The organism is Actinoplanes sp. NPDC051405, assembly GCF_055586185.1.
This window is the reverse complement of sequence record NZ_JBVJIR010000007.1, coordinates 163,598-183,880: the sequence shown is the minus strand read 5'-3', so window position 1 is coordinate 183,880 and position 20,283 is coordinate 163,598. Positions and strand designations below refer to the sequence as shown.

Sequence of the window (20,283 nt, the reverse complement as noted above, 5' to 3'; positions counted from 1 at the left end):
ACAGACACCCACCCCCCCCCTGCCTGTCTTCTGGGATGGGGGGCGGGTTTTCTCGTTCCCCCCCCCCCCCCCCCCCCCCCCCCCCCACCGGCCGTCACCGGTACGGATCGGTGATCTCCCGCGGCTCGGTCAGCGCCCGCCGCAACTGGGCCGTGCCGCGCTTGCCCAGACGCCGGCTCCACGTCGCCTGCTTGGTCACCCCGGCCTGCTCGGCCAGCTCGGTGACCCGGCTCCCGGGCGGCCCGATCCGGGCGGCGATCCGGCCCTGAGCTGCTGCTCTCCGGCCGGCCCGCGGCCCTCTCCCGGCTCTCCGGACCGGGCGTGGAGGCACTGGCGGCCCGGCTGTCACCCGCCCGGACGAAGTAACCGGCGGCCGGGGCACGTGTGGCGATCGTCGCTACGGGTAATCAGGAGGCGTACCCCAACCGGCGACGAGGAGACTCCGATGTTCTTCAACCTGATCAGGCGCTACGTGATCATGGCGATCGCCATTCCGCTGGCGGCGGCGGGCGCCCGCAAGCTCAGCGACGCCGTGGAGGCCAAGCGCGGACCGAGCCGCGGCACGAAGCTGCTGCGTCAGGGCGCGGACACCCTGCAGGGCCGCTTCGGCCGGCAGAAGAAGCGCTCCCGCTTCGCCTTCGGCCGCTGACGGAACGACGGGCGGGCGAAACTACGGGCGGGTCAGGAACCGGCAAGCACCGTCCCCGCCCGTAGCTCGAGGTCCGCACCGCGGGCTGCGCCGTCTCCGGCGCGGCCCGCGAACGGCGGACCATGGTCGGCCCCAACCGAGGGCGGCGGCGGGCGCGACAGTGATCAGACCGACCGGATGCCGCCGGCGAAGTCGAGCGACACCCGGGCCCAGTCTTCTCCTGTCGTGTTACGACTCGGATAACGTGCGCTCATGACCTTCTCTGTCGTGGCGCGCGCAGCCGACGGTGCCGCACTCGGGGTGGCTGTGGCCAGCAAGTTCCTGGGCGCCGGCGCAGCCGTGCCCGCTGCCCTCGCGGACGTGGGCGCGGTGGCGACCCAGTCGTACGCCAACCTCGCGTACCGGCCGCAGGCCCTGGCCCTGCTGGCCACCGGGGTGCCCGCCGCCGAGACGGTCGCCGGCCTGATCGCCGCGGACGCCGGCCCGGTGGACCACCGGCAGGTCGGCGTGGTCGGCACGCAGGGTCCGGGCGCGACGTTCACCGGCTCGGCCTGCCACGACTGGGCCGGCGGCGTGGCCGGGAACGGCTTCGCCATCCAGGGCAACATGCTGGCCGGACCTCAGGTGGTCGACCAGATGCGCAAGGCCTGGCTGGCCGGCACGGAACAGACCCGCCTGGCGTACCGGCTGCTCGACGCCCTGCGCGCGGGCGACGAAGCCGGCGGCGACCGCCGCGGCCGGCAGAGCGCGGCGCTGCTGGTGGTGGCCAAGGGCCAGGGGTACGGCGGCACCAGCGACGTCGTGGTGGACCTGCGCGTGGACGACCACCCGGACCCGGTCGCCGAGCTGACCCGGCTGCTCGAACTGCACACGCTCTACTTCGAACGCCCGGACCCGGCAACCCTGCTCGACCTCGCCGGCGACGTCGGCGCCGAGGTGCGCGAGCGGCTCAGCGCCCTGGGCCACCCGGCGGGAGCGGAGGCGGCCGACCTCGATGAGGCGCTGGCGTCCTGGGCCGGCATCGCCAACCTGGAGGAACGCATCGTCGCCGGAAAGATCGACCCCCTGGTCCTCGACCAGCTCCGCAACGCCTGAGTGATCAGCTGCGCCGAGCCGGCCTGACGCAACACCTGGCGCTGATGCCCGGCTTCGAGCAGCCCGAGCAGGTCCCCCGGCAGCCCGTGCACCACGCAGAGATACGTACGGCCTCACCCTCGCATGCTGTCAACCACCGTGGCGTTCGGACTGTGGGCGGCGTCGATTCAGCCGCGCAGGAAGGCCAGCACCGCCCGGACGCGGCGGTGGTCGTCGACGTCCGGGGGCAGGTCCAGTTTGGCCAGCAGGCTGCCGATGTGTTTGGCCACCGCCGCCTCGCTGACCACCAGCGTGCGGGCGATCGCCGTGTTCGAGCGGCCCTCGGCCATCAGCGCCAGCACCTCGCGTTCGCGGGGCGTGAGCCGGGCCAGCGGGTCGCGGCGCCGGCCCAGGAGCTGCCGGACCACTTCCGGGTCGACCACCGTACGGCCGGCAGCCACCCGGACCAGCGCGTCGACGAACTCGGCCACGTCGCCGATGCGGTCCTTGAGCAGGTAGCCGACGCCCGCGGTGTGGCCGGAGTCGAGCAGTTCGGCGGCGTACGTCTGCTCCACGTACTGGCTCAGCACCAGGACCGGCAGGTCCGGGTCGGCGGCCCGCAGCGCGATCGCCGCCTGCAGCCCCTCGTCGCTGAAGCCCGGTGGCATCCGCACGTCGGTGACCACCACGTCGGGGTGGTGCTCGGCGACGGCCGCGAGCAGGGCCGGCGCGTCGGCGACGGCCGCGACCACCTCGTGGCCGAAGTGGCGCAGCATGCCGGCGATGCCCTCGCGGACGATGACGCCGTCCTCGGCGATCACGACCCGCACGGGATCTCCACGTGCAGCAGGGTCGGGCCGCCGGGCGGGCTGGACAGCGCCACCGTGCCGTCGACCGCGGCGACCCGGTCCGCCAGTCCCATCAGGCCGGTGCCGCGGCCGGGGTCGGCGCCGCCGCGGCCGTCGTCGCGGACGTCGAGGTGGAGCCGGCCGCCGCGGATCCCGGCGGTCACCGCGGCGCGGGTCGCCTCGCTGTGTTTGGCCACGTTGGCCAGCGCCTCGACCACCACGAAGTACGCCGCCACCTCGACCGCGTCCGGCAGCCGGTCGCCGAGCCGCAGGTCCAGGTCGACGGGCACCGGGGCGTGCCCGGCCGCGTCACCGACGGCGGCCGCGAGGCCCCGGTCGGTGAGGACCTTCGGGTGCACGCCGCGGATCAGTTCGCGCAGCTCGGCCAGGGCTTCCCGGGCCAGTTGCTGGGCCGCCGTCACCTGCACCGCGGCCGGGGATCCGGCGGCCAGCTCCAGGCGGGCCAGGCCGAGCTGCATGCTCAGCGCGACCAGCCGCTGCTGGGCGCCGTCGTGCAGGTCGCGTTCGATGCGCCGGCGTTCGACGTCGAACGCGTCGACCAGCCGGGCCCGGGACCGGCTGAGCTCGACCAGTTTGGCGTCGTTGTCGTCGCTGCGCGGGGCCAGCAGCGCCCGGGCCATCGCCGCCCGGGCCCCGGCCCACGCGGTCACCGGGTAGGCCGCGACGGCGAGAATGGCCGGGGTCGCCAGGGCCAGCGGCACGGTGAGCCAGAGCGAGTCCTCGCGGTTGTAGAACGGGCCGAACAGCACGGTCGTGGGCGCGAAGACGGCCGCGGCCACGACCACCGCGTCCATCCAGCACAGCACCAGCGCGGAGAGCATCGTGTAGCCGAGTTCGCGCCAGGTGGCCTGCTCGCGCAAGCGGCACATGAGCCAGGGACGCAGCCCGGGGGTGCCGGGTGGGCGGTGCGGGTCCGGCAGTTCCTCGCGGTCGACCAGGCGCATCCGCCACCGCTCCAGGCGGCCGACAGCGACCCCGGACAGGACGGTGGCCAGATACCCGGCGATCCCGACCACCACGACCGACAGCACCACGCCCGCGGCCAGCAGCAGCACGGTGGCCACGATCGTGGCGAAGCCGATCATCGCGCCGCCGGTGAGGTAGGCCAGCGAGCGCCACGGCCACGACGACGTGAGGAACCGGGTGGGCCGCATGGTGAGCGCGTCGAGCGCGTTGCGGACCGGCATGGGCAGTCACGCTACCGGCGGGCCGCACCCGGCTCGGTAGTGCTGGGTATACCTTCGATCCTCGCCCGCGGGGGAATGTGCCGGGCCCGGCGGGCCGGAAGGCTTCGGCCATGACCATCACGACCATCGGCACGGCGGTGCGGCTGCGGGCCGTCTCCAGGATCTACGGTACGGGCGAGAGCGCGGTGACCGCCCTCGACGCGGTCGACGTGGAGATCGCCCCGGCCACGTTCACCGCGGTGATGGGCCCGTCCGGGTCCGGCAAGTCCACCCTGCTGCACTGCGCCGCGGGCCTCGACCGGCCGACCAGCGGCGAGGTGACGATCGACGGCGTGAGTCTGACCGGGCTCTCCGAGCGGGCGCTGACCAAGGTGCGCCGCGCCCGGGTCGGTTTCGTGTTCCAGGCGTTCAACCTGATCCCGGCGCTGAGCGCGGAGCAGAACGTCGCGTTGCCGCTGCGGCTCGCGGGACGGCGGCCGGCGGCGGGCGAGGTCCGGGCGATGCTGGCGGAGGTGGGGCTGGCCGACCGGGCGCGGCACCGCCCGAGTGAGCTCTCCGGCGGTCAGCAGCAGCGGGTGGCGATCGCCCGGGCGCTGGTGACCCGGCCGGCGGTGCTGTTCGCCGACGAGCCCACCGGCGCGCTCGACACCACGGCGTCGCGGGAGGTGCTGCGGCTGCTGCGTACGGCGGTGGACCGGCACGCGCAGACCGTGGTCATGGTGACGCACGACCCGTACGCGGCCGCGCACGCCGACCGGGTGCTGCTGCTGGCCGACGGCCGGGTGGCGGACGTGCTCGAGCATCCGGCGGACGCCCCGGAGATCGCCGTGCGGATGGCCCGGCTGGAGGAGCAGTGAGGCTCGCCTGGGACATGGTCCGGCACCGGTTCGCCGCGTTCGCCGGCACCTTCGTCGCGATCACACTCGGCGTGGGTGTCGTGGCCGGCTCGACCACTCTCTGGGCGTCGTCGCAGCCGCAGACCCCCGAGCGATTGTCCGCGACACCGGTGCTCGTGCACTCGCCGTCGGTCGGCGACAACGACGACGGTTACCCCGAGTACCGCTCGTGGACCACCGCCGAGGCGGCCGGGCTGACCGGGCGGCTCGCCGCGCTGCCCGGGGTCACCGCGGCGATCCCCGACCCGTCCTTCTACGTGCAGCGGGTCATCGGCGGCCGGCCCACCGGAGACCCGCAGACCGCGCTCACCGAGGGACACGCCTGGTCATCGGCGGCGCTCGGCGGATACCGGCTCGATGCCGGCGCGCCACCGGAGCGGCCCGGGGAGGTCGCGCTGGCCGGCCACGCACCGGGTTCACGGGTCGACGTGCTGACCGCGCGCGGCCCGGCGACCTGGACGGTGACCGGCACGACCGACGGCCCGGGCTTCTACGTCGCGGACGCCACCGCCGCCACCCTGTCCGCCGGGGTCCGGCTCATCGGGCTGACCGTCAGCGGTGACGCCGAGGCAGTCGCGGCGGCGGCCCGCGCGGCCGTGGGTACCAGCGGCGCGGTCCTGTCCGGCGCGGCCCGCGACACCCTGGAGCCGGAGTCCGTGACCCGGATCCGCTGGCTGGGCGCGCAACTGCTGATCGCCATGGTCTCGCTGGGCTCCTTCGTGGCGATCTTCGTGGTCGCCTCCACGTGCGCGCTGAGCGCGGCGCAACGGCGGCGCGAGATCGGCCTGCTGCGCGCGGTCGGTGCCACCCCGGGCCAGGTGATCCGGATGATGTACGCCGAGACGCTGGTCGTCGGCGTGCTGGGTGGCGCGGTGGGCGTACCGCTGGGGGCGCTGGCCGCTCCCCTGCTCGCGCCGCCGCTGGTGGCCGCCGGGCTCGAACCGGCGGGGTTCGCCGTGACCTGGCAGCCGGCGGCGCTGGCCGGCTCCTTCGCACTCGGCATCGTGGTCGCGCTGACCGGTGTCTGGACCGCGGCCCGGCGGTCCAGCCGGGTGCCCGCCCTGGACGCCCTGCGGGACGCGGCGATCGAGCACCGGGCGATGACCCGGCCCCGCTGGACCCTCGGCGTGCTGAGCGTGATCGCGGGCGCCGCACTGCTGATCTCCCTGCCCACGATGAGCACCGACGCCCAGTCCTCGGCCATGATGGGCGCCGCGATGCTGCTGCTCGTCGGGGCCGCGCTGCTCGCTCCGGTGATCATCGTCCCGCTGGTGCGGCTCACGACCTGGCCGTGGCGGCGCGGCGCGACCGGGATGCTGGTCCGCGAAGGCACCCTCACCGGGGCCCGCCGGGTCGCCTCGACCGCGGCACCTGTGCTGCTCACCATCGGCTTCGCGGTGCTGCTCACCGGGACCGTCTCGACGATCTCCCAGTCCGCCGGGGCGGACGCGGCGGCCGACGTGCCCGCCGCGCTGGTCGCCGCCCCCGACGGCACTCCGGGGCTGCCCGACGCCGCCGTGGCCGGCCAGCCCGGCGACTCCTACCTCAGCAGCCACGTGCTGGTCACAGTCGACGGCAAGACGACGCGCTACGGCGTGGCCGGGACGGCCGGTCAGGAGGGCGTCGTGCTGTCGCGCGAACTGGCGGACCTGCCCCGCCGCCTGGACGTCCGGTTCCCGGACGGCACCACCGCGACGCTGCCGGTCACCGCCGTCCGCGACGACGCGCCGGAAGCGATCCTGCTCCCGCGCGACCTGGTCCGGCTGCACGACCCCGGCGCGCTGACCGAGGCCGTCCTGCTCGACGGCCCGGCCGTGCCGGCGACCGGGCTGCGGGTGCTCACCGCCCGCGCGTACGTGCAGCTCGACATCGACGAGGAGAACGAGATCGTGCAGATCTTCCTCGCCGTGCTGCTCGCGCTGGGCGTCGGCTACACGGGCCTCGCGGTGGCCAACACCCTGCTGATGGCGACGGCCGCCCGCCGCGAGGAGTTCCGGGCCCTGCGCCTGGCCGGCGGCGGCACGTCCCACGTGCTGCGGGTGACGTCGGGCGAGGCACTGCTCGCGGTGGTGACGGGCACGCTGCTGGGTGGCACGGTGGCGATGTTCTGCCTGCTGGCGGCCCGGCGCTCGATCGAGGAGGAGATCGGGCAGGCGATCGAGCTCGTGGTGCCGTGGGGTCAGAACCTCGGCGTGGCGCTGCTCTGTGCCCTCGTCGCCGTCGTGGCGGCCGGCGTGCCGGTGCTCCGGGCGAGAGCTGGGTCTATGTGAAACAAAATCGAAACGGAGGGTTCTTCGGGTGCCGTCGGCGTGTTGGGATTGAGACCGTCGTCACAGCGGATCTGTCGAGGAGACCCACGCATGCTCAACCTCTCCGTCTTCCTGGAGGACAGCGCCCGTCACTATCCCGAGCGGGCTGCTGTCGTCCTCGGCGACCAGCGCCTGACGTACGCGCAGGTGAACGCGGCGGCCAACCAGGTCGCCAACCTGCTGCGCTCGCGGGGGATCGGCCCCGGGGACAAGGTCGCCCTGTCCTGTCCCAACCTGCCGTACTTCCCGGTGCTCTACTACGGCATCCTCAAGGCCGGCGCGGTCGTCGTGCCGCTGAACGTGCTGCTCAAGGGGCGGGAGATCGCGTACCACCTGACCGATTCGCAGGCCAAGGCGTACTTCTGCTTCCAGGGCACGCCCGAGCTGCCGATGGGCACCGAGGGCCACGCCGGCTTCGCCCAGGTGGACGCCTGTGAGCACTTCTTCCTGGTCACCGCCGACCCGGCCGCCGAGTCGCCGATCGAGGGCGCCGAGACGCTGGGCCGGGCGCTGGCCGGGCAGTCGCCGGTCTTCGAGACCGTGCTCGCCGCCGAGACCGACCCCGCGGTCATCCTCTACACCAGCGGCACGACCGGGCAGGCCAAGGGCGCCGAGCTGAGCCACTCCAACCTCATCCTCAACGCGCTCACCTGCAACCGGCTGTTCCAGTCCGCGCCGGCCACCGACACCCACCTGCTGGTGCTGCCGCTGTTCCACTCGTTCGGCTCCACGGTCAACATGAACGCGGGCTTCTCCAGCGCCTCCACGCTGGTGCTGCTGCCCCGCTTCGAGCCGGCCGCCGCGGTCAAGCTGCTGGAGAAGGAGAACGTCACCTTCTTCGCCGGCGTGCCGACGATGTACTGGGGGCTGCTCAACGCGCTGACCGACGACGTCGACGTGGAGAAGATCGCCCGCACCATGCGGCGCACGGTCAGCGGCGGCTCCAGCCTGCCGCTGGAGATCATCAAGGACGTCCGCCACCGGCTCGGCTGGACCATCCTGGAGGGCTACGGCCTGTCCGAGACCTCCCCGGTGGCCACCTTCAGCGACCCGGACAGCGAGCCGCGGCCGGGCTCGATCGGCGTGCCGATCTGGGGTGTCGAGGTCAAGCTGATCGACGAGTCGTGGAACACGATCGAGGGCAGCGAGGAGATCGGCGAGATCGCCATCCGCGGGCACTGCATCATGCGCGGCTACTACAACCGGCCCGACGCGACCGCCGAGGTGATGAACAACGGCTGGTTCCGCACCGGCGACCTGGGCAAGCGCGACAAGGACGGCTGGTACTACATCGTCGACCGGGCCAAGGACATGATCATCCGCGGTGGCTTCAACGTCTACCCGCGCGAGATCGAGGAGGTCCTGATGACCCACGAGGCGGTGTCGCTCGCCGCGGTCATCGGGGTGCCGCACGAGACCCACGGCGAGGAGGTGAAGGCGTACGTGATCCGCAAGGAGGGTGCGACCGTCACCGAGGAGGAGCTCATCGCCTGGGGCAAGGAGCAGATGGCCGGCTACAAGTACCCGAGACTGGTCACCTTCGTGGACACGCTGCCCATGACCGCGACCGGCAAGCTGCTCAAGCGCGCCCTGACCTGACCTGACGTACGCCGAACGCGCACCCGGAGGGGGACACTCCGGGTGCGTTTTCGTGCGTAGACTCGGCCGGCCGGGACGCTGGAGAAGATCATTTGCGCGCGTGCGGCACAGTGAGCGGGTGAGCGCCCGACCACGCACGGCACCGACGGAGGAAGCTTGAGCACAGCACAGCTCGACCGGCCCGTGCCGGTCGTGGCGAACCCCTCCGGTGGCGTCCTGCACCGCGTCGCCCGGCTCCGGCGGACCTCCCCCGGCCGGCTGCAGCTCATCCTCGCCGGGCTCGTGACCCTGGGCCTGCTGACCGGCCTCGTCGCCGGCCTCACCGCGTCGGCCGCCGCGACCGGCACCGCAGATCTCGGCAACCGGGACCAGCCGCTGCTGGTCGAGGCCGAGACGATCTACTCCGCGCTCGCCGACGCCGACACCACCGCCGCGCAGGCTTTCCTGGCCGGCGGGCTGGAGCCGACCGACCTCACCCGTCGCTACGAGGACGATCTGGACCGGGCCACCACCGCGCTGACCTCGGCGGCCCGCCGTACCCCGGAGACCGGCCGCTCGGCCGACGCGATCCGGCAGCTGTCCACGGACGTCTCCCGCTATGCGGCCCTGGTGGCCAGCGCCCGGGCCAACAACCGCCAGGGCCTGCCGATCGGCGCGGCGTACCTGTCCTCGGCGTCCACCCTGAGCCGCGATTCGCTGCAGCCGCAGGCGCAGGCGCTGTTCCAGGCCGCGCAGAGCGAGGTCGACGACGGCTACGGCGACGCCCGCAGCTCCTGGTGGACCGCCCTGCTGATCCTGCTGCTGCTGGCGCTGCTCACCGCGCTGGTGCTGGCCCAGCGCCACCTCAGCCGCCTGACCCACCGCACGTTCAACGTGCCGCTGCTGGTCGCCACGGCGATCACCCTCGTGCTGGCGGTCGGCGTGGGCGGGGTGCTCATCGCGCAGCGCGCGCACCTGTCCGAGGCCGACACCGAGGGCTCCTGGCCGGTCGCGCTGCTCGCCGAGACGCGGATCGCGGCCCTGCGCGAGCGCGGCGACGAGGCGCTGACCCTGGCCGCCCGGTCCGGCGAGGGCGCCCTGGAGGCCGACTTCGACCAGACCGCCGGCCGGCTCGACAAGCTGCTCACCGACGCCGCCGAGGTCATGCCCGACGGCTCCGCCGGTGCGGACGTGCGGTCCGCGGCCCAGGCCCACCGCGCCTACGTCAGCGCCCACGACCAGGTCCGCGAGCTCGACAACGGCGGCAACTACGACGGCGCCGTGGCGCTGGCCATCGGCCCGCAGACCAGCCGGACCTTCACCGGCTTCACCGACGACATCGACCGGGCGCTGGAGAGCCGCAAGAAGGTGTTCGGCGACGAGATCGGCGCGGCCGGCCGCGGGCTGGGCCTGCTCACCGTGCTCGGACCGCTGCTCGCCCTGCTGATCTGCGGCCTCGCCGTGGCCGGCATCCGCGCCCGACTCGAGGAGTACCGCTGATGCGCGCCCGTGTCACCCTCGTCGCCGTCGCCGCGCTGTCCGTGCTCGCCGCCACGGGCTGCGCCGGCGACTCGTCCCCGCTGCCCGGGCGCCCGAGCGCGTCCGCCGCACCCGCGCCGACCGGCCCCGCCGCCGCCGTCGACACGTCCTGCAACCCGCGCGCCAGCCTCAAGCCCGCCGGCGCGCTGCCCGCCCCGGGCAAGATGCCGGCCGGCACCTACATGGCCGAGATCTACAAGCGCGGCCGGCTGGTGCTCGGCACCAGCCAGGACACCCTGCTGTTCAGCTCGCGCAACCCGTTCACCGGCAAGGTCGAGGGCTTCGACGTGGACATGGGCCGGCAGATCGCCCAGGCCATCTTCGGCGACCCCGACAAGATCCAGATCAAGGTCATCGCGTACGACAAGCGGGTCAGCTCCGCGGTGGACGGCTCGGTCGACATCGTCGCCGACACGATGACCGCCAACTGCGCGCGCTGGAAGGACGTCAACTTCTCCACCATCTACTACGACGCCGGGCAGAAGGTGCTGGTCTCGTCGGCCTCGAAGGCCAAGGGCATGGGCGACCTCGGCGGCAAGAAGGTGTGCGCGGCCAAGGGCTCCACCTCGTACGACAACATCGCCAAGGATCCCGCCAAGCCGATCGCGGTGGACCGGCCCGGCTTCGGTGACTGCCTGGTGGCCTTCCAGCAGAACGAGGTCGACGCGATCTCCACCGACGACACCATCCTGGTCGGGCTGGCCGCCCAGGACCCGTACGCCAAGGTCGTCGGCCCCGCGTTCACCAAGGAGCCGTACGGCATGGCGATGAACAACGACCACCCGGAGTTCACCCGCTTCGTCAACGCGGTGCTGGCCAAGAACCGGGCCGACGGCACCTGGAAGGCCACGTACGAGCGGTGGCTCGGTGACTTCGGCGCCGCCCCGCAGCCGCCGGTCGCCGAGTACCGGGACTGACCCGCCGTGACCGCACCCACCCAGGACCTGCTCGGCCGCGCCGACAGCGAGCTGCTGCGCCTGGAGGCGGCCGCGGCGGCCGTGGCGGCGAACCTGGTGGACCTCGACGACAACACGGCCCGCAAGGATCTCGACAAGGGACCACTGACCGGGCGTACGGCCGCCGCCTGGGCCGACGCCACCACCGCGCTGACCCAGCTGTGGGACGGCTACGGCATGCTGACCGCGCTCATCACCTCGGCCCGGTCGGTGCGCAATCAGCGGCGGTTCACCGACACCGAGAAGACCGCGTACGTGCACCAGGTCCTCGGCCGCTCGATCACCCTCTCGACCACGACGGTGCCACTGGCCCAGCGCGGCCTGCTCGGAGCCGGCCAGGTCAGCACCACGTGCACGCCGGCCGAGCTGCTCGCCGCGATGGAGGCCGCCTTCAAGACCGCGGTCGACGTGGCCGTCCGCGCCGGCGACGTGTGGCACCGGCTGATGCCCGAGGCCGCCACGGTCGCCTCGTCGCTGGCCCACCTGCGCGGCCTGACCCGCTCGGCGACCCTGGACGAGGCCGACCGGCTGCTCGGCGACTTCACCTCCGCGCTCGCCTCGGACCCGCTGGGCTGCGACGAGCGGGCTCTGGCCACCGTCCGCTCGCTGCTGGACCGGGCTGATGCGGAACGCACCTCGGCCGGTGAGCTGCGGGAAGCGCTCACCCAGCGCCTGACCGACGCGCACGCCCTGCTCGACCAGCTGGCCGAGGCGGCCCGGGCCGCGGCGGTGGCCGAGCAGAACGCCGCCGGCCGCTTCGCCGACAGCGCCATCGCCGTCGTGTCCGGCCCGGACCTGCGACCGGATCTGGCGGCTCTGGACGCCCTCGCCGCCGCCGGGCACTGGGCGTTGCTCAGTCCACGGCTGGCCGAGTGGAGCCGCCGGGCCCGGGAACGGATTGCCGCCCTGCGCGACGCCACCGCCCGGAACGCCGGGATGCTGGCGGCCCGCAACGAGCTGCGCGGGCGGCTGGACGCGTACCAGGCCAAGGCCGGCCGGCGTGGGCTGTCCGAGGATCCGGCGCTCGCGCCACTGGCCGAACGGGCCCGCGACGCGCTCTACATCGCGCCCTGCGATGTCGACGCCGCCCGGGCCGCGGTGAACGCGTACCAGGACGCGGTGGCCCGGCTCACCGCCACGACGACAGCGAGGGACGGCCTTCTGTGAAATGCCAGCGCGACTGTCCCGGCACCATTCAGGACGGCTACTGCGACACCTGCGGCATGGCCCCGGTCAAGGGAGGAGTCGCCGCGCCCCCGAAGCCGCGTACGGCCACGGCTCCCTCGGTGCGCACGGCTGCGCTCTCCACCCGTACCGGTGGCTCCGCCCGCACCGGCAGCGCCCGCACCGGATCCCGCCGCCGCCGTTTCGGCGGTGGCCTGGTCGACGTGGCGCCGCTGCCCGAGCGCGATCCCGCCACGGCGATCATGGCCGTGGCCGAGGTGCCCGAGGACAAGCGGTACTGCGCCAAGTGCGGCAGTCCGGTCGGCCGGGCCCGCGGTGACCGGCCCGGGCGCACCGCCGGCTTCTGCCCGTCCTGCGGCGAGGCGTTCAACTTCACCCCCAAGCTCGGTAAGGGCGACCTGGTCGGCGGGCAGTACGAGGTGATCGGCGCGCTGGCCCACGGCGGGCTCGGCTGGATCTACCTGGCCAACGACAAGCGCGTCTCGGACCGCTGGGTGGTGCTCAAGGGCCTGCTCAACTCCGGCGACGAGGACGCGCTCGCGGCGGCGGTGGCCGAGCAGCGCTTCCTGGCCGAGGTCGAGCACCCGAACATCGTCAAGATCTACAACTTCGTGGAGCACGAGGGCGCCGGCTACATCGTCATGGAGTACGTCGGCGGGGAGTCGCTCAAGGGCATCCTCAAGGACCGCCGTACGGCCAACAACAACCAGCCGGACCCGCTGCCGGTGGACCAGGCGCTGGCCTACGTCCTGGAGATCATGCCGGCGTTCGGCTACCTGCACGACCGCGGCTTGATCTTCTGCGATTTCAAGCCGGACAACGTCATCCAGACCGGCGACCAGGTCAAGCTCATCGACCTCGGTGGCGTCGTGCACATCGACGACCAGGACGCCGCGCTGTACGGCACGCTGGGCTACCAGGCGCCCGAGATGGCCACGGCCGGCCCGTCGATCCAGTCCGACCTGTACACCATCGGGCGCACCCTGGCCGTGCTCACCACCGACTTCCGCGGCTACCAGAGCACCTTCAAGGACAGCCTGCCCGACCGCGGCGAGTTCGAGGTCTACCAGCGCCACGAGTCCTTCTACCGGCTGTTGCAGCGAGCCACCCGCACCGACCCGGCCGAGCGGTTCGTCGACGCCGGCGAGATGACCGAGCAGATGCTGGGCGTGCTGCGCGAGGTGCTCGCCGCCGACGGCGACCCCCGCCCGGCCACCTCCCGGCTGTTCACCGGCGAGCTGCGCACCGAGCTGCCCATGGCGGCTTCGCCGCAAAACCAGAGATACCTAAACCATGACCCCCGCAACGACGAACCGCAGTGGCGGTTCCTGCCCGCGCCGATGATCGACCTGACCGACCCGGCCGCCGCCTTCCTGGCCTCGGTCACCGTCACCGAGCCGCAGCAGGTCCTCACCCTGCTCGGTAAGGCCCCGGAGAACACCCTCGAAGTGCAGCTGCGGGCGCTGCGCGCGCTGATCGACCTGGGTGCGGCCGGCAGCGGCCGGGACGCCTTCGCCGACGCGGTCCGGATGCGCGACACCATCGCGGCGCACGCCGGCGGGGACTGGCGGGTCGCCTGGTACGACGGTGTCCTGGCGCTGGCCTCCGGTGACCTGCCCCGGGCCCAGGAGCAGTTCGACGCGGTCTACTCGGCCCTGCCCGGTGAGCTCGCGCCCAAGCTGGCGCTGGGCCTGACGCTGGAGCTGGCCGGGCGCCCGGCCGAGGCCGCGGGCTACTACGACGTGGTGAGCCGCACCGACCCGGCGTACACGACCGCGGCGGCGGGGCTGGCCCGGTGCCGGCTCGCCACCGGGGACCGCGACGGGGCCGTGGAGGCGTACAACCGGGTGCCGGGGACCTCGGCGGCGTACCGCAGCTCCCAGGTCGGCGCCGTGCGCGCGCTGGTCCGCTCGCATCCGGCGGCGGCGGCCGACGTGGCCGCCCTGGCGGCCGCGGCCGCCCTGATCGACCGGCTCGAGATGGAGGCCGCCCAGCTCGCCGCGCTCCGGGCCGAGCTGCTGGAACGGGCGCTGAGCACGCTGACCGGCGGGACCCCGGTGCCGGCCGCGGTGCTGGGCACGCCCGGCGCCACGTACGCCGGGGAGCGGGACGTACGCTTCGCGCTGGAGGGCGCGTACCGGGAGATGGCCCGGGCCGCCCACGGGCCGGAGAAGATCCGGCTGGTGGACCTGGCCAACGCGGCCCGGCCGAGGACCCGCACGTGAGGTGGGCATGATCGACTGCACCGAAATCCGCCCGCCGGCGGCCTGCTACGGCCGCGCCCGGCCGGGCCGGCCGAGCATGCCGAAGGCGGGTAGCACCGCATGAGCTCCCGACCTGACTGCCCCTCGTGCGCCGATGAGCGCGCCGCCGGGGCTGCCTTCTGCGAGAGCTGCGGCAAGCCGCTGGCCACGGGCGCCGGCAAGGCGATCGGCAAGGACTGCCCGTCCTGCGGCGCGGCGGGCGCGGTCGGCGACGACGGCTACTGCGGCAACTGCGGGCTGCTCGCGGCCCGGCCCCGCGACCACGTCGAGGCCGACGCGGGCCCGGTCGCCGCCGCGGTCACCGACCGGGGTCTGCGGCACCACCGCAACGAGGACGCGATGTGGCTGGCCACCCGCGGCGCCGAGGTCGACGTAGTGGTCTGCGACGGGGTGTCGGCGTCGTTCGACCCGGACGTCGCCTCGGAGACCGCCGCCGAGGTGACCGGCAAGGCCCTGCTCACCGCCGGGGCCGAGCTGCCGGAGAGCATCGCCGAGGCGATCCTCGCCGCCGGGACCGCGGTCGCCGCGCTGGCGGCGACCGGCGACCCGCGCCGGGCCACGTCCAACCCGGCCTGCACGATCGTCGCGGCCTGCGTGCGCGGCACCGAGATCGGGTACGGCTGGGTCGGCGACAGCCGCGGCTACTGGGTGCCCGTCGAGGGCGACGCCGTGCAGCTCACCGAGGACGACTCGTGGGCCACCCACGCCATCTCGCTCGGCGTCGACCCGCAGTCGGCCTGGAACGATCCCAAGGCGCACGCCATCACCGCCTGGCTGGGCGCGGACGCGGGCACGATCCGCCCGCGCACCGGTGCCTTCTTCGCCGAGACCCCGGGCCACCTGGTGCTCTGCAGCGACGGCCTGTGGAACTACCTGACCGAGCCGGCCGAGTTCGCCGACACCGTCCGGGCCGCGCTGCGCGACTCGGCGGGTCTGCTGGAGGCCGGTCGCGCCCTCGTCGACTTCGCCAACGCGGCGGGCGGCTCGGACAACATCACCGTCGCCCTCGTCCCCTTCAACACCCTCGACAGCTAAGGGAGAGCCCGTGCCGTACACCGCCGAGGCGTTCCAGAACGAGTTCCTCGCCCTGGGCGCGACCGAAGTCAACGCGATCGTCACCGTCGCCTCGTCCGGCGCGGAGGGCGGACGGCGCACGGCCGGCGCCACCGAGATCATCATCGTCGACTGCTCCGGTTCGATGCAGGCCGAGGGCCGGATGGTCGCCGCCCGCCAGGCCGCCAAGGCCGCGGTCAACTGCATCGACGACGGCGTGCGCTTCGCCATCATCGCCGGCGTGAGCACCGCCCAGCAGCTCTTCCCGGCGCCCGGCCAGCTCGCGGTGGCCACCCCGGAGACCCGGGCCCAGGCGGTCGGCGCGATCGACCGGCTCCAGGCCAACGGCGGTACGGCCATGGGCGCCTGGCTGAAGCTGGCCGGTCAGCTGTTCGCCCAGCGCCCGGGCGACATCGCCCACGCCATCCTGCTGACCGACGGCGAGAACGGCGAGTACAAGGGCTACCTCGAGGGTGTGCTGCAGGAGCTCGGCGGCTCCTTCACCTGCGACTGCCGCGGCGTCGGCACCAACTGGACGGTCTCCGAGCTGCGCAAGATCGCCACCGCGATGCTCGGCACGGTCGACATCGTCGCCCGCCCGCAGGACCTGGCTGCCGCGTTCGAGCAGATGATGACCGCGGCGATGGGCAAGACCAGCGCCGACGTGCAGCTCAAGGTCTGGACCCCGGTGAACTCGACGGTGCGTTTCGTCAAGCAGGTCGAGCCGCAGGTGGCCGACCTGACCGGCAAGCGGGTCGAGGACGGTCCCCGGGCCGGCCGCTACCCGCTGGGCTCGTGGGGCTCGGAGAGCCGCGACTACCACATCTGCGTCGACGTGACCCCGGGCGCGGCCGGTGACGAGATGCTCGCTGCCCGGGTGTCCGTGGTGGAGGGTGACAACGTGCTGGCGCAGACCCTGGTGCGGGCGGTGTGGACCGAGGACTCGGCGCTGTCCACCCGGATCAACCGTCAGGTGGCGCACTACACCGGGCAGGCCGAGCTGGCCGACGCGATCCAGGCCGGCATCGAGGCGCGCAAGGCCGGTGACGACCGGACGGCGACGCTGAAGTTCGGCCGGGCCGCCCAGCTCGCCCACGAGAGCGGCAACAAGGCGACCGAGGAGCTGCTGGCCACGGTCGTCGACATCGAGGACGCGGCGACCGGCACGGTCCGGCTGCGCCGCAAGGTCGAGGCGGCCGACGAGATGGCCCTGGACACCCGCTCGACCAAGACCGTACGGGTGGGACGGTCGTCATGACGTACGCCTGTCCCAAGGGCCACGCGTCCACGACCGACGACTTCTGCGACACCTGCGGCGCGAAGATCGGCGGCACCGCGGTGTTCAGCCCGGGCGTCGCCCCGGCCGCTCCGCCGGCCTTCCCGAGCGGGGAACCCTGCCCGAACTGCGGCACGCCCCGGGCCGGGGCGGGCCGCTTCTGCGAGGACTGCGGCTTCGACCACAGCACCGGCAAGGTGCCCGCGCTGGTCCAGCCCCCGGCGGCCGGGCCGCCGACGGCACAGTGGACGGCGATCGTGTTCGCCGACCGGGAGTACTTCGCGGCCAACGCCATCGAGGGTGTCGACTTCCCGGAGCAGCCCACCGAGCGCACGGTGACGCTGCCCGCCCCGCAGGTGCGGATCGGCCGCAAGAGCACGTCGAAGGGCACGGACCCGGAGATCGACCTGGCCGACGCCGACCCGGGCGTCTCGCACAGCCATGCCCTGCTGACCCTGAGCGTGGACGGCGTCTGGCTGGTCTCCGACCTCGGCTCGACCAACGGCACCTACCTCAACGACGAGCCCAAACCGCTGACGGCCGGGCAGACCCGCAGCGTCGGCCACGGCGACCGGGTCCACGTCGGCGCCTGGACGACGATCCTGCTGCACGCCCCGACCTGAGCGCATCCGTGCGGGTGACTGTGCGGGTTTCGCCGCGCGGCCCGCCCGGCGCGCGATACGTTCGCCACCGATGAAGGACGAGCGCATCGGCACCGTGCACCGCACCCAGGTGATCGACCAGCTGAGTCAGGCCCTGGGCGAGGGCCTGCTGACCACCGAGCAGTACGACGGCCGGGTGGTCGCGGTCAGCACGGCCACGTACGCCTCGGACCTCATGGCCCAGGTGCAGGATCTCCCGCCCCGGTTGCAGTGGGACCCGCGCAACGCCGCGCCGCCGACCCCGCCGAACCGCAACGCCGGCCGGACCGCCCTGATCCTGGGCGTCATCGGCGTACCGCTGTCGTTCTGCCTGCTGGGCTGGATCTTCGGCATCGCCGCCATCGTCATGAGCACCCGCGGGCGCGGCGCGCACGGCGTCGGGCCGGCGCTGATCGGCCGCGTCCTGGGCATCATCAGCGTCGTGCTCTCCATCGGCGCGGTCGTGGCGCTGGTCTTCGCGCTGAACTCCAGCACCTCCCCGTAGCGCGGCTCAGGCCGGCCAGAGCACCTCGGCCGCGGCCTGCCACAGGGAACGGTTCGCGGCGTAGAGGGAGACACCGGCGCGCGGCCCCCGAATGCCGTCCACGCCGCCGTAACAGCCGCCCGCCTCGGTGACGATCAACGAGGTGGCGGCGAAGTCCCACACCTCGCCGCGGGTCTGCACGGCCAGGTCGAGGGTGCCGCCGGCGACGAGCAGGCCGGCGTGCACGTCCCACTCCACGGCCGGCGTCACAGCGGTCAGCGGCGCGGAGATGGCCAGGTCGGAGGGGTAGAGGTTCGGCGCGACCGGGATGACACCGAGCCGGGCGGCGCTCAGCGTGGTGCGGCGGTCGGAGACGTGGATGCGCTTGTCCGCCGTACCGTCGAGGTTTGTCTCATAGGCGCCGCCGCCGCGGCGCGCCCACCAGACCCGGTCCTGCGCGGGGACCGCGGCCACTGCGGCGACGATCTCGCCGGCCTCCTCCAGAGCGACCAGCACCAGCCACCGGTCGTCGCCCGCGACGAACTGGGCCGTCCCGTCGATCGGGTCGATGATCCAGCGCCGGGCGCCCGCACCGGTCTCGCCGCCCTCCTCGCCCAGGATGGCGTCGTACGGCCGGGCCTCGGCCAGCACGGCGCGGATCGCGGCCTCGGTGGCCCGGTCCGCCTCGGTGACGACGCTGCCGTCGGCCTTGAGCTCGCGCGGCAGGCCGGCGAGCTCGGCGAAGTACTTCAGGGCGACTGTCGCGCCGGCGTGGGCGGCTGTCCGGGCCAATTCACAATCACTCTGCACGCGTCCCATCCTGCCCCCACTGCGCGGCCGGCTCGTCGAGAAACGTGGTGATCTCCGTTATCAGTCCGTCCCGGGTCTCGAAGAACATCAGAGCGAACGGCTCGTACGCCCCACCCGGCCCGGTCGGCCGCTCCTGCCAGTACGCGGTCGTGCCGTTGGCCGCGACCGGCACCATCCGGGCGTCCCGGCATGATCCGTCGCCGTGCAGCAGCACCTGCCGGATCTGCTCGCGCCCGCGCAGCCACCACAGCAACGGCGGCATGGTCATCGTCGCGTCCTCGTGCAGCAACGCGACCATCGCCGCCACGTCGTAGCGCTCGAACGCCCGGCAGTACCGCTCCAAAAGCGCCGCGGCATCCGGCTCCAGCGGCTCGGTCGTCTCGGCGCGGCGCACGGTGGCCCGGGCCCGTTGCAGTGAGCTGGTCACCGACGGCACCGACGTGTCGAGCAGGTCGGCCACCTCCCGGGCCGGCCAGCTCAGCACGTCACGCAGGATCAGCACGGCGCGCTGCCGCGGCGAGAGCCGTTGCAGGGCGGCGATGAAAGCCAGCCGTACGGACTCCCGGCGCACCGCATGCTCGGCCGGATCGTCGCCGGGCAGCACCCGCTCGTCGGCGATCGGCCGGACCCAGACGCCCGGCGGCAGCGGCGCGCCCAGCGGTGCGCCCGCCTCCACGGCCGGGCCCAGGTCGACGGCGCGGGCTCGCCGCTGGGCGCTGCGCAGCATGTCGAGGCAGACGTTGGTGGCGATGCCGTACAGCCAGGTGCGTAAGGTGCCGCGGCCCGGGTCGAAACGGCCGGCATGCTGCCAGGCCCGCAGCAGCGTCTCCTGCACGGCGTCCTCGGCCTCCGCGGCCGCGCCGAGCATCCGGTACGCGTACCCGGTCAGCTCCACCCGGAACTGCTCCGCCTCGAGCTGCACGCCTGGCACGGTACCGCGTTGTTAGCCTGGTCCCCATGCATCGCAGCCGCCTCTACGGTCTGTTCGTCGACACGCCGACGCCGGAGGCGCCCGCGGCCGCGGCTTTCTGGTCGGCCGCGCTGGGCGTTCCGGCGGTGCCCGAGCCGCACGAGGAGCAGTTCATCATGCTGCGTCAGGCATTGCCCGCGCTGACCATGGGCGTGCAGGCGGTCGACGATGCGCCGCGCTACCACGTGGACATCGAGACCGACGACCACGAGGCGGAGGCGGCCCGGCTGGCGGCGCTGGGGGCGGTGGAGATCAACCGCTGGCTGGACTGCCACATCATGCGGGCGCCCGGCGGGCATCTGCTCTGCGTCGTGCCGGTGCACAGCGACCCGGAGCTCTTCGCCGCACACTCCACCGTCTGGCCCTAGCCCGGCCGGCCGTCCCTTCCGCCGGTTCTTCCGCCAGCCGGCTCCTTCCGCCCGCCGGCCCCTTCCGCCCGCCGGCCCCTTCCGCCCGCCGGCCCCTTCCGCCCGCCGGCCCCTTCCGCCCGCCGGCCCCTTCCGCCCGCCGGCCCCTTCCGCCCGCCGGCCCCTTCCGCCCGCG

Annotated in this window: 18 protein-coding genes; 14 read left to right on the top strand and 4 right to left on the bottom strand. The window is 73.7% G+C overall.

Going from position 1 to position 20,283, the window contains the following annotated elements; all coding sequences use genetic code 11:
* Window positions 1-445: 445 nt before the first annotated feature.
* Both ACZ6S4_RS17410 and ACZ6S4_RS17405 read left to right on the top strand, forming a co-directional pair.
* A complete protein-coding gene (locus ACZ6S4_RS17410) occupies window positions 446-649 on the top strand; it encodes a hypothetical protein (protein WP_360543819.1) in 204 nt (67 codons plus the stop codon).
* 252 nt (window positions 650-901) lie between these two features.
* The gene (locus ACZ6S4_RS17405) at window positions 902-1,744 is read left to right on the top strand and encodes a DUF1028 domain-containing protein (RefSeq protein ID WP_465475904.1); all 843 of its coding nucleotides are present in this window, start codon (window positions 902-904) and stop codon (window positions 1,742-1,744) included.
* 167 nt (window positions 1,745-1,911) lie between these two features.
* On the opposite strand, the gene ACZ6S4_RS17400 is transcribed toward ACZ6S4_RS17405, so the two are convergent.
* Both ACZ6S4_RS17400 and ACZ6S4_RS17395 read right to left on the bottom strand, forming a co-directional pair.
* On the bottom strand, window positions 1,912-2,499 hold the full coding sequence (locus tag ACZ6S4_RS17400) for a LuxR C-terminal-related transcriptional regulator (protein WP_465476092.1): 588 nt from the start codon (window positions 2,497-2,499) through the stop codon (window positions 1,912-1,914).
* 41 nt (window positions 2,500-2,540) lie between these two features.
* On the bottom strand, window positions 2,541-3,779 hold the full coding sequence (locus tag ACZ6S4_RS17395; RefSeq protein ID WP_465475903.1) for a sensor histidine kinase: 1,239 nt from the start codon (window positions 3,777-3,779) through the stop codon (window positions 2,541-2,543).
* Window positions 3,780-3,889: 110 nt separating this feature from the next.
* Between ACZ6S4_RS17395 and ACZ6S4_RS17390 the strand changes: the two genes are divergently transcribed.
* The 11 genes from ACZ6S4_RS17390 to ACZ6S4_RS17340 all read left to right on the top strand — a co-directional run bounded on the left by ACZ6S4_RS17390 (window position 3,890) and on the right by ACZ6S4_RS17340 (window position 17,981).
* Window positions 3,890-4,636: an ABC transporter ATP-binding protein gene (locus ACZ6S4_RS17390; protein ID WP_465475902.1), complete on the top strand. Its 747-nt coding sequence runs from the start codon at window positions 3,890-3,892 to the stop codon at window positions 4,634-4,636.
* Window positions 4,633-6,945 (top strand): FtsX-like permease family protein, encoded by a 2,313-nt coding sequence (locus ACZ6S4_RS17385; protein ID WP_465475901.1) that lies wholly within the window; start codon window positions 4,633-4,635, stop codon window positions 6,943-6,945. Before ACZ6S4_RS17390 ends, ACZ6S4_RS17385 begins: the two co-directional genes overlap by 4 nt.
* A 90-nt stretch (window positions 6,946-7,035) precedes the next feature.
* A complete protein-coding gene (locus ACZ6S4_RS17380) occupies window positions 7,036-8,583 on the top strand; it encodes a long-chain-fatty-acid--CoA ligase (protein WP_465475900.1) in 1,548 nt (515 codons plus the stop codon).
* A 156-nt stretch (window positions 8,584-8,739) separates the two neighbouring features.
* Window positions 8,740-10,062, top strand: coding sequence for a hypothetical protein (locus ACZ6S4_RS17375; protein WP_465475899.1), 1,323 nt, complete (start codon window positions 8,740-8,742; stop codon window positions 10,060-10,062).
* Window positions 10,062-11,018 carry a glutamate ABC transporter substrate-binding protein gene (locus tag ACZ6S4_RS17370; RefSeq protein WP_465475898.1) on the top strand — a complete coding sequence of 319 codons (957 nt, stop codon included), beginning with the start codon at window positions 10,062-10,064 and terminating at the stop codon, window positions 11,016-11,018. Before ACZ6S4_RS17375 ends, ACZ6S4_RS17370 begins: the two co-directional genes overlap by 1 nt.
* Before the next feature lie 6 nt (window positions 11,019-11,024).
* On the top strand, window positions 11,025-12,224 hold the full coding sequence (locus tag ACZ6S4_RS17365) for a hypothetical protein (RefSeq protein WP_465475897.1): 1,200 nt from the start codon (window positions 11,025-11,027) through the stop codon (window positions 12,222-12,224).
* Complete coding sequence (locus ACZ6S4_RS17360) at window positions 12,221-14,467, top strand: serine/threonine-protein kinase (RefSeq protein ID WP_465475896.1); 2,247 nt, start codon at window positions 12,221-12,223, stop codon at window positions 14,465-14,467. The genes ACZ6S4_RS17365 and ACZ6S4_RS17360 overlap by 4 nt, the downstream gene beginning before the upstream one ends.
* 99 nt (window positions 14,468-14,566) lie before the next feature.
* The gene (locus ACZ6S4_RS17355; RefSeq protein ID WP_465475895.1) at window positions 14,567-15,541 is read left to right on the top strand and encodes a PP2C family serine/threonine-protein phosphatase; all 975 of its coding nucleotides are present in this window, start codon (window positions 14,567-14,569) and stop codon (window positions 15,539-15,541) included.
* A 10-nt stretch (window positions 15,542-15,551) separates the two neighbouring features.
* Window positions 15,552-16,817 (top strand): vWA domain-containing protein, encoded by a 1,266-nt coding sequence (locus tag ACZ6S4_RS17350; protein WP_465475894.1) that lies wholly within the window; start codon window positions 15,552-15,554, stop codon window positions 16,815-16,817.
* Window positions 16,814-17,458, top strand: coding sequence for an FHA domain-containing protein (locus ACZ6S4_RS17345; protein ID WP_465475893.1), 645 nt, complete (start codon window positions 16,814-16,816; stop codon window positions 17,456-17,458). The genes ACZ6S4_RS17350 and ACZ6S4_RS17345 overlap by 4 nt, the downstream gene beginning before the upstream one ends.
* Before the next feature lie 70 nt (window positions 17,459-17,528).
* On the top strand, window positions 17,529-17,981 hold the full coding sequence (locus ACZ6S4_RS17340) for a DUF1707 domain-containing protein (RefSeq protein ID WP_465475892.1): 453 nt from the start codon (window positions 17,529-17,531) through the stop codon (window positions 17,979-17,981).
* A 6-nt stretch (window positions 17,982-17,987) separates the two neighbouring features.
* Here ACZ6S4_RS17340 and ACZ6S4_RS17335 read toward each other — a convergent pair whose 3' ends face one another.
* Both ACZ6S4_RS17335 and ACZ6S4_RS17330 read right to left on the bottom strand, forming a co-directional pair.
* On the bottom strand, window positions 17,988-18,779 hold the full coding sequence (locus tag ACZ6S4_RS17335; RefSeq protein ID WP_465475891.1) for an inositol monophosphatase family protein: 792 nt from the start codon (window positions 18,777-18,779) through the stop codon (window positions 17,988-17,990).
* Window positions 18,760-19,692, bottom strand: coding sequence for an RNA polymerase subunit sigma-70 (locus tag ACZ6S4_RS17330; RefSeq protein ID WP_465475890.1), 933 nt, complete (start codon window positions 19,690-19,692; stop codon window positions 18,760-18,762). The genes ACZ6S4_RS17335 and ACZ6S4_RS17330 overlap by 20 nt, the downstream gene beginning before the upstream one ends.
* Window positions 19,693-19,727: 35 nt before the next feature.
* Here ACZ6S4_RS17330 and ACZ6S4_RS17325 point away from each other — a divergent pair, with 35 nt between their 5' ends.
* Window positions 19,728-20,108 (top strand): VOC family protein, encoded by a 381-nt coding sequence (locus ACZ6S4_RS17325; protein ID WP_465475889.1) that lies wholly within the window; start codon window positions 19,728-19,730, stop codon window positions 20,106-20,108.
* The last annotated feature ends 175 nt before the right edge of the window (window positions 20,109-20,283 follow it).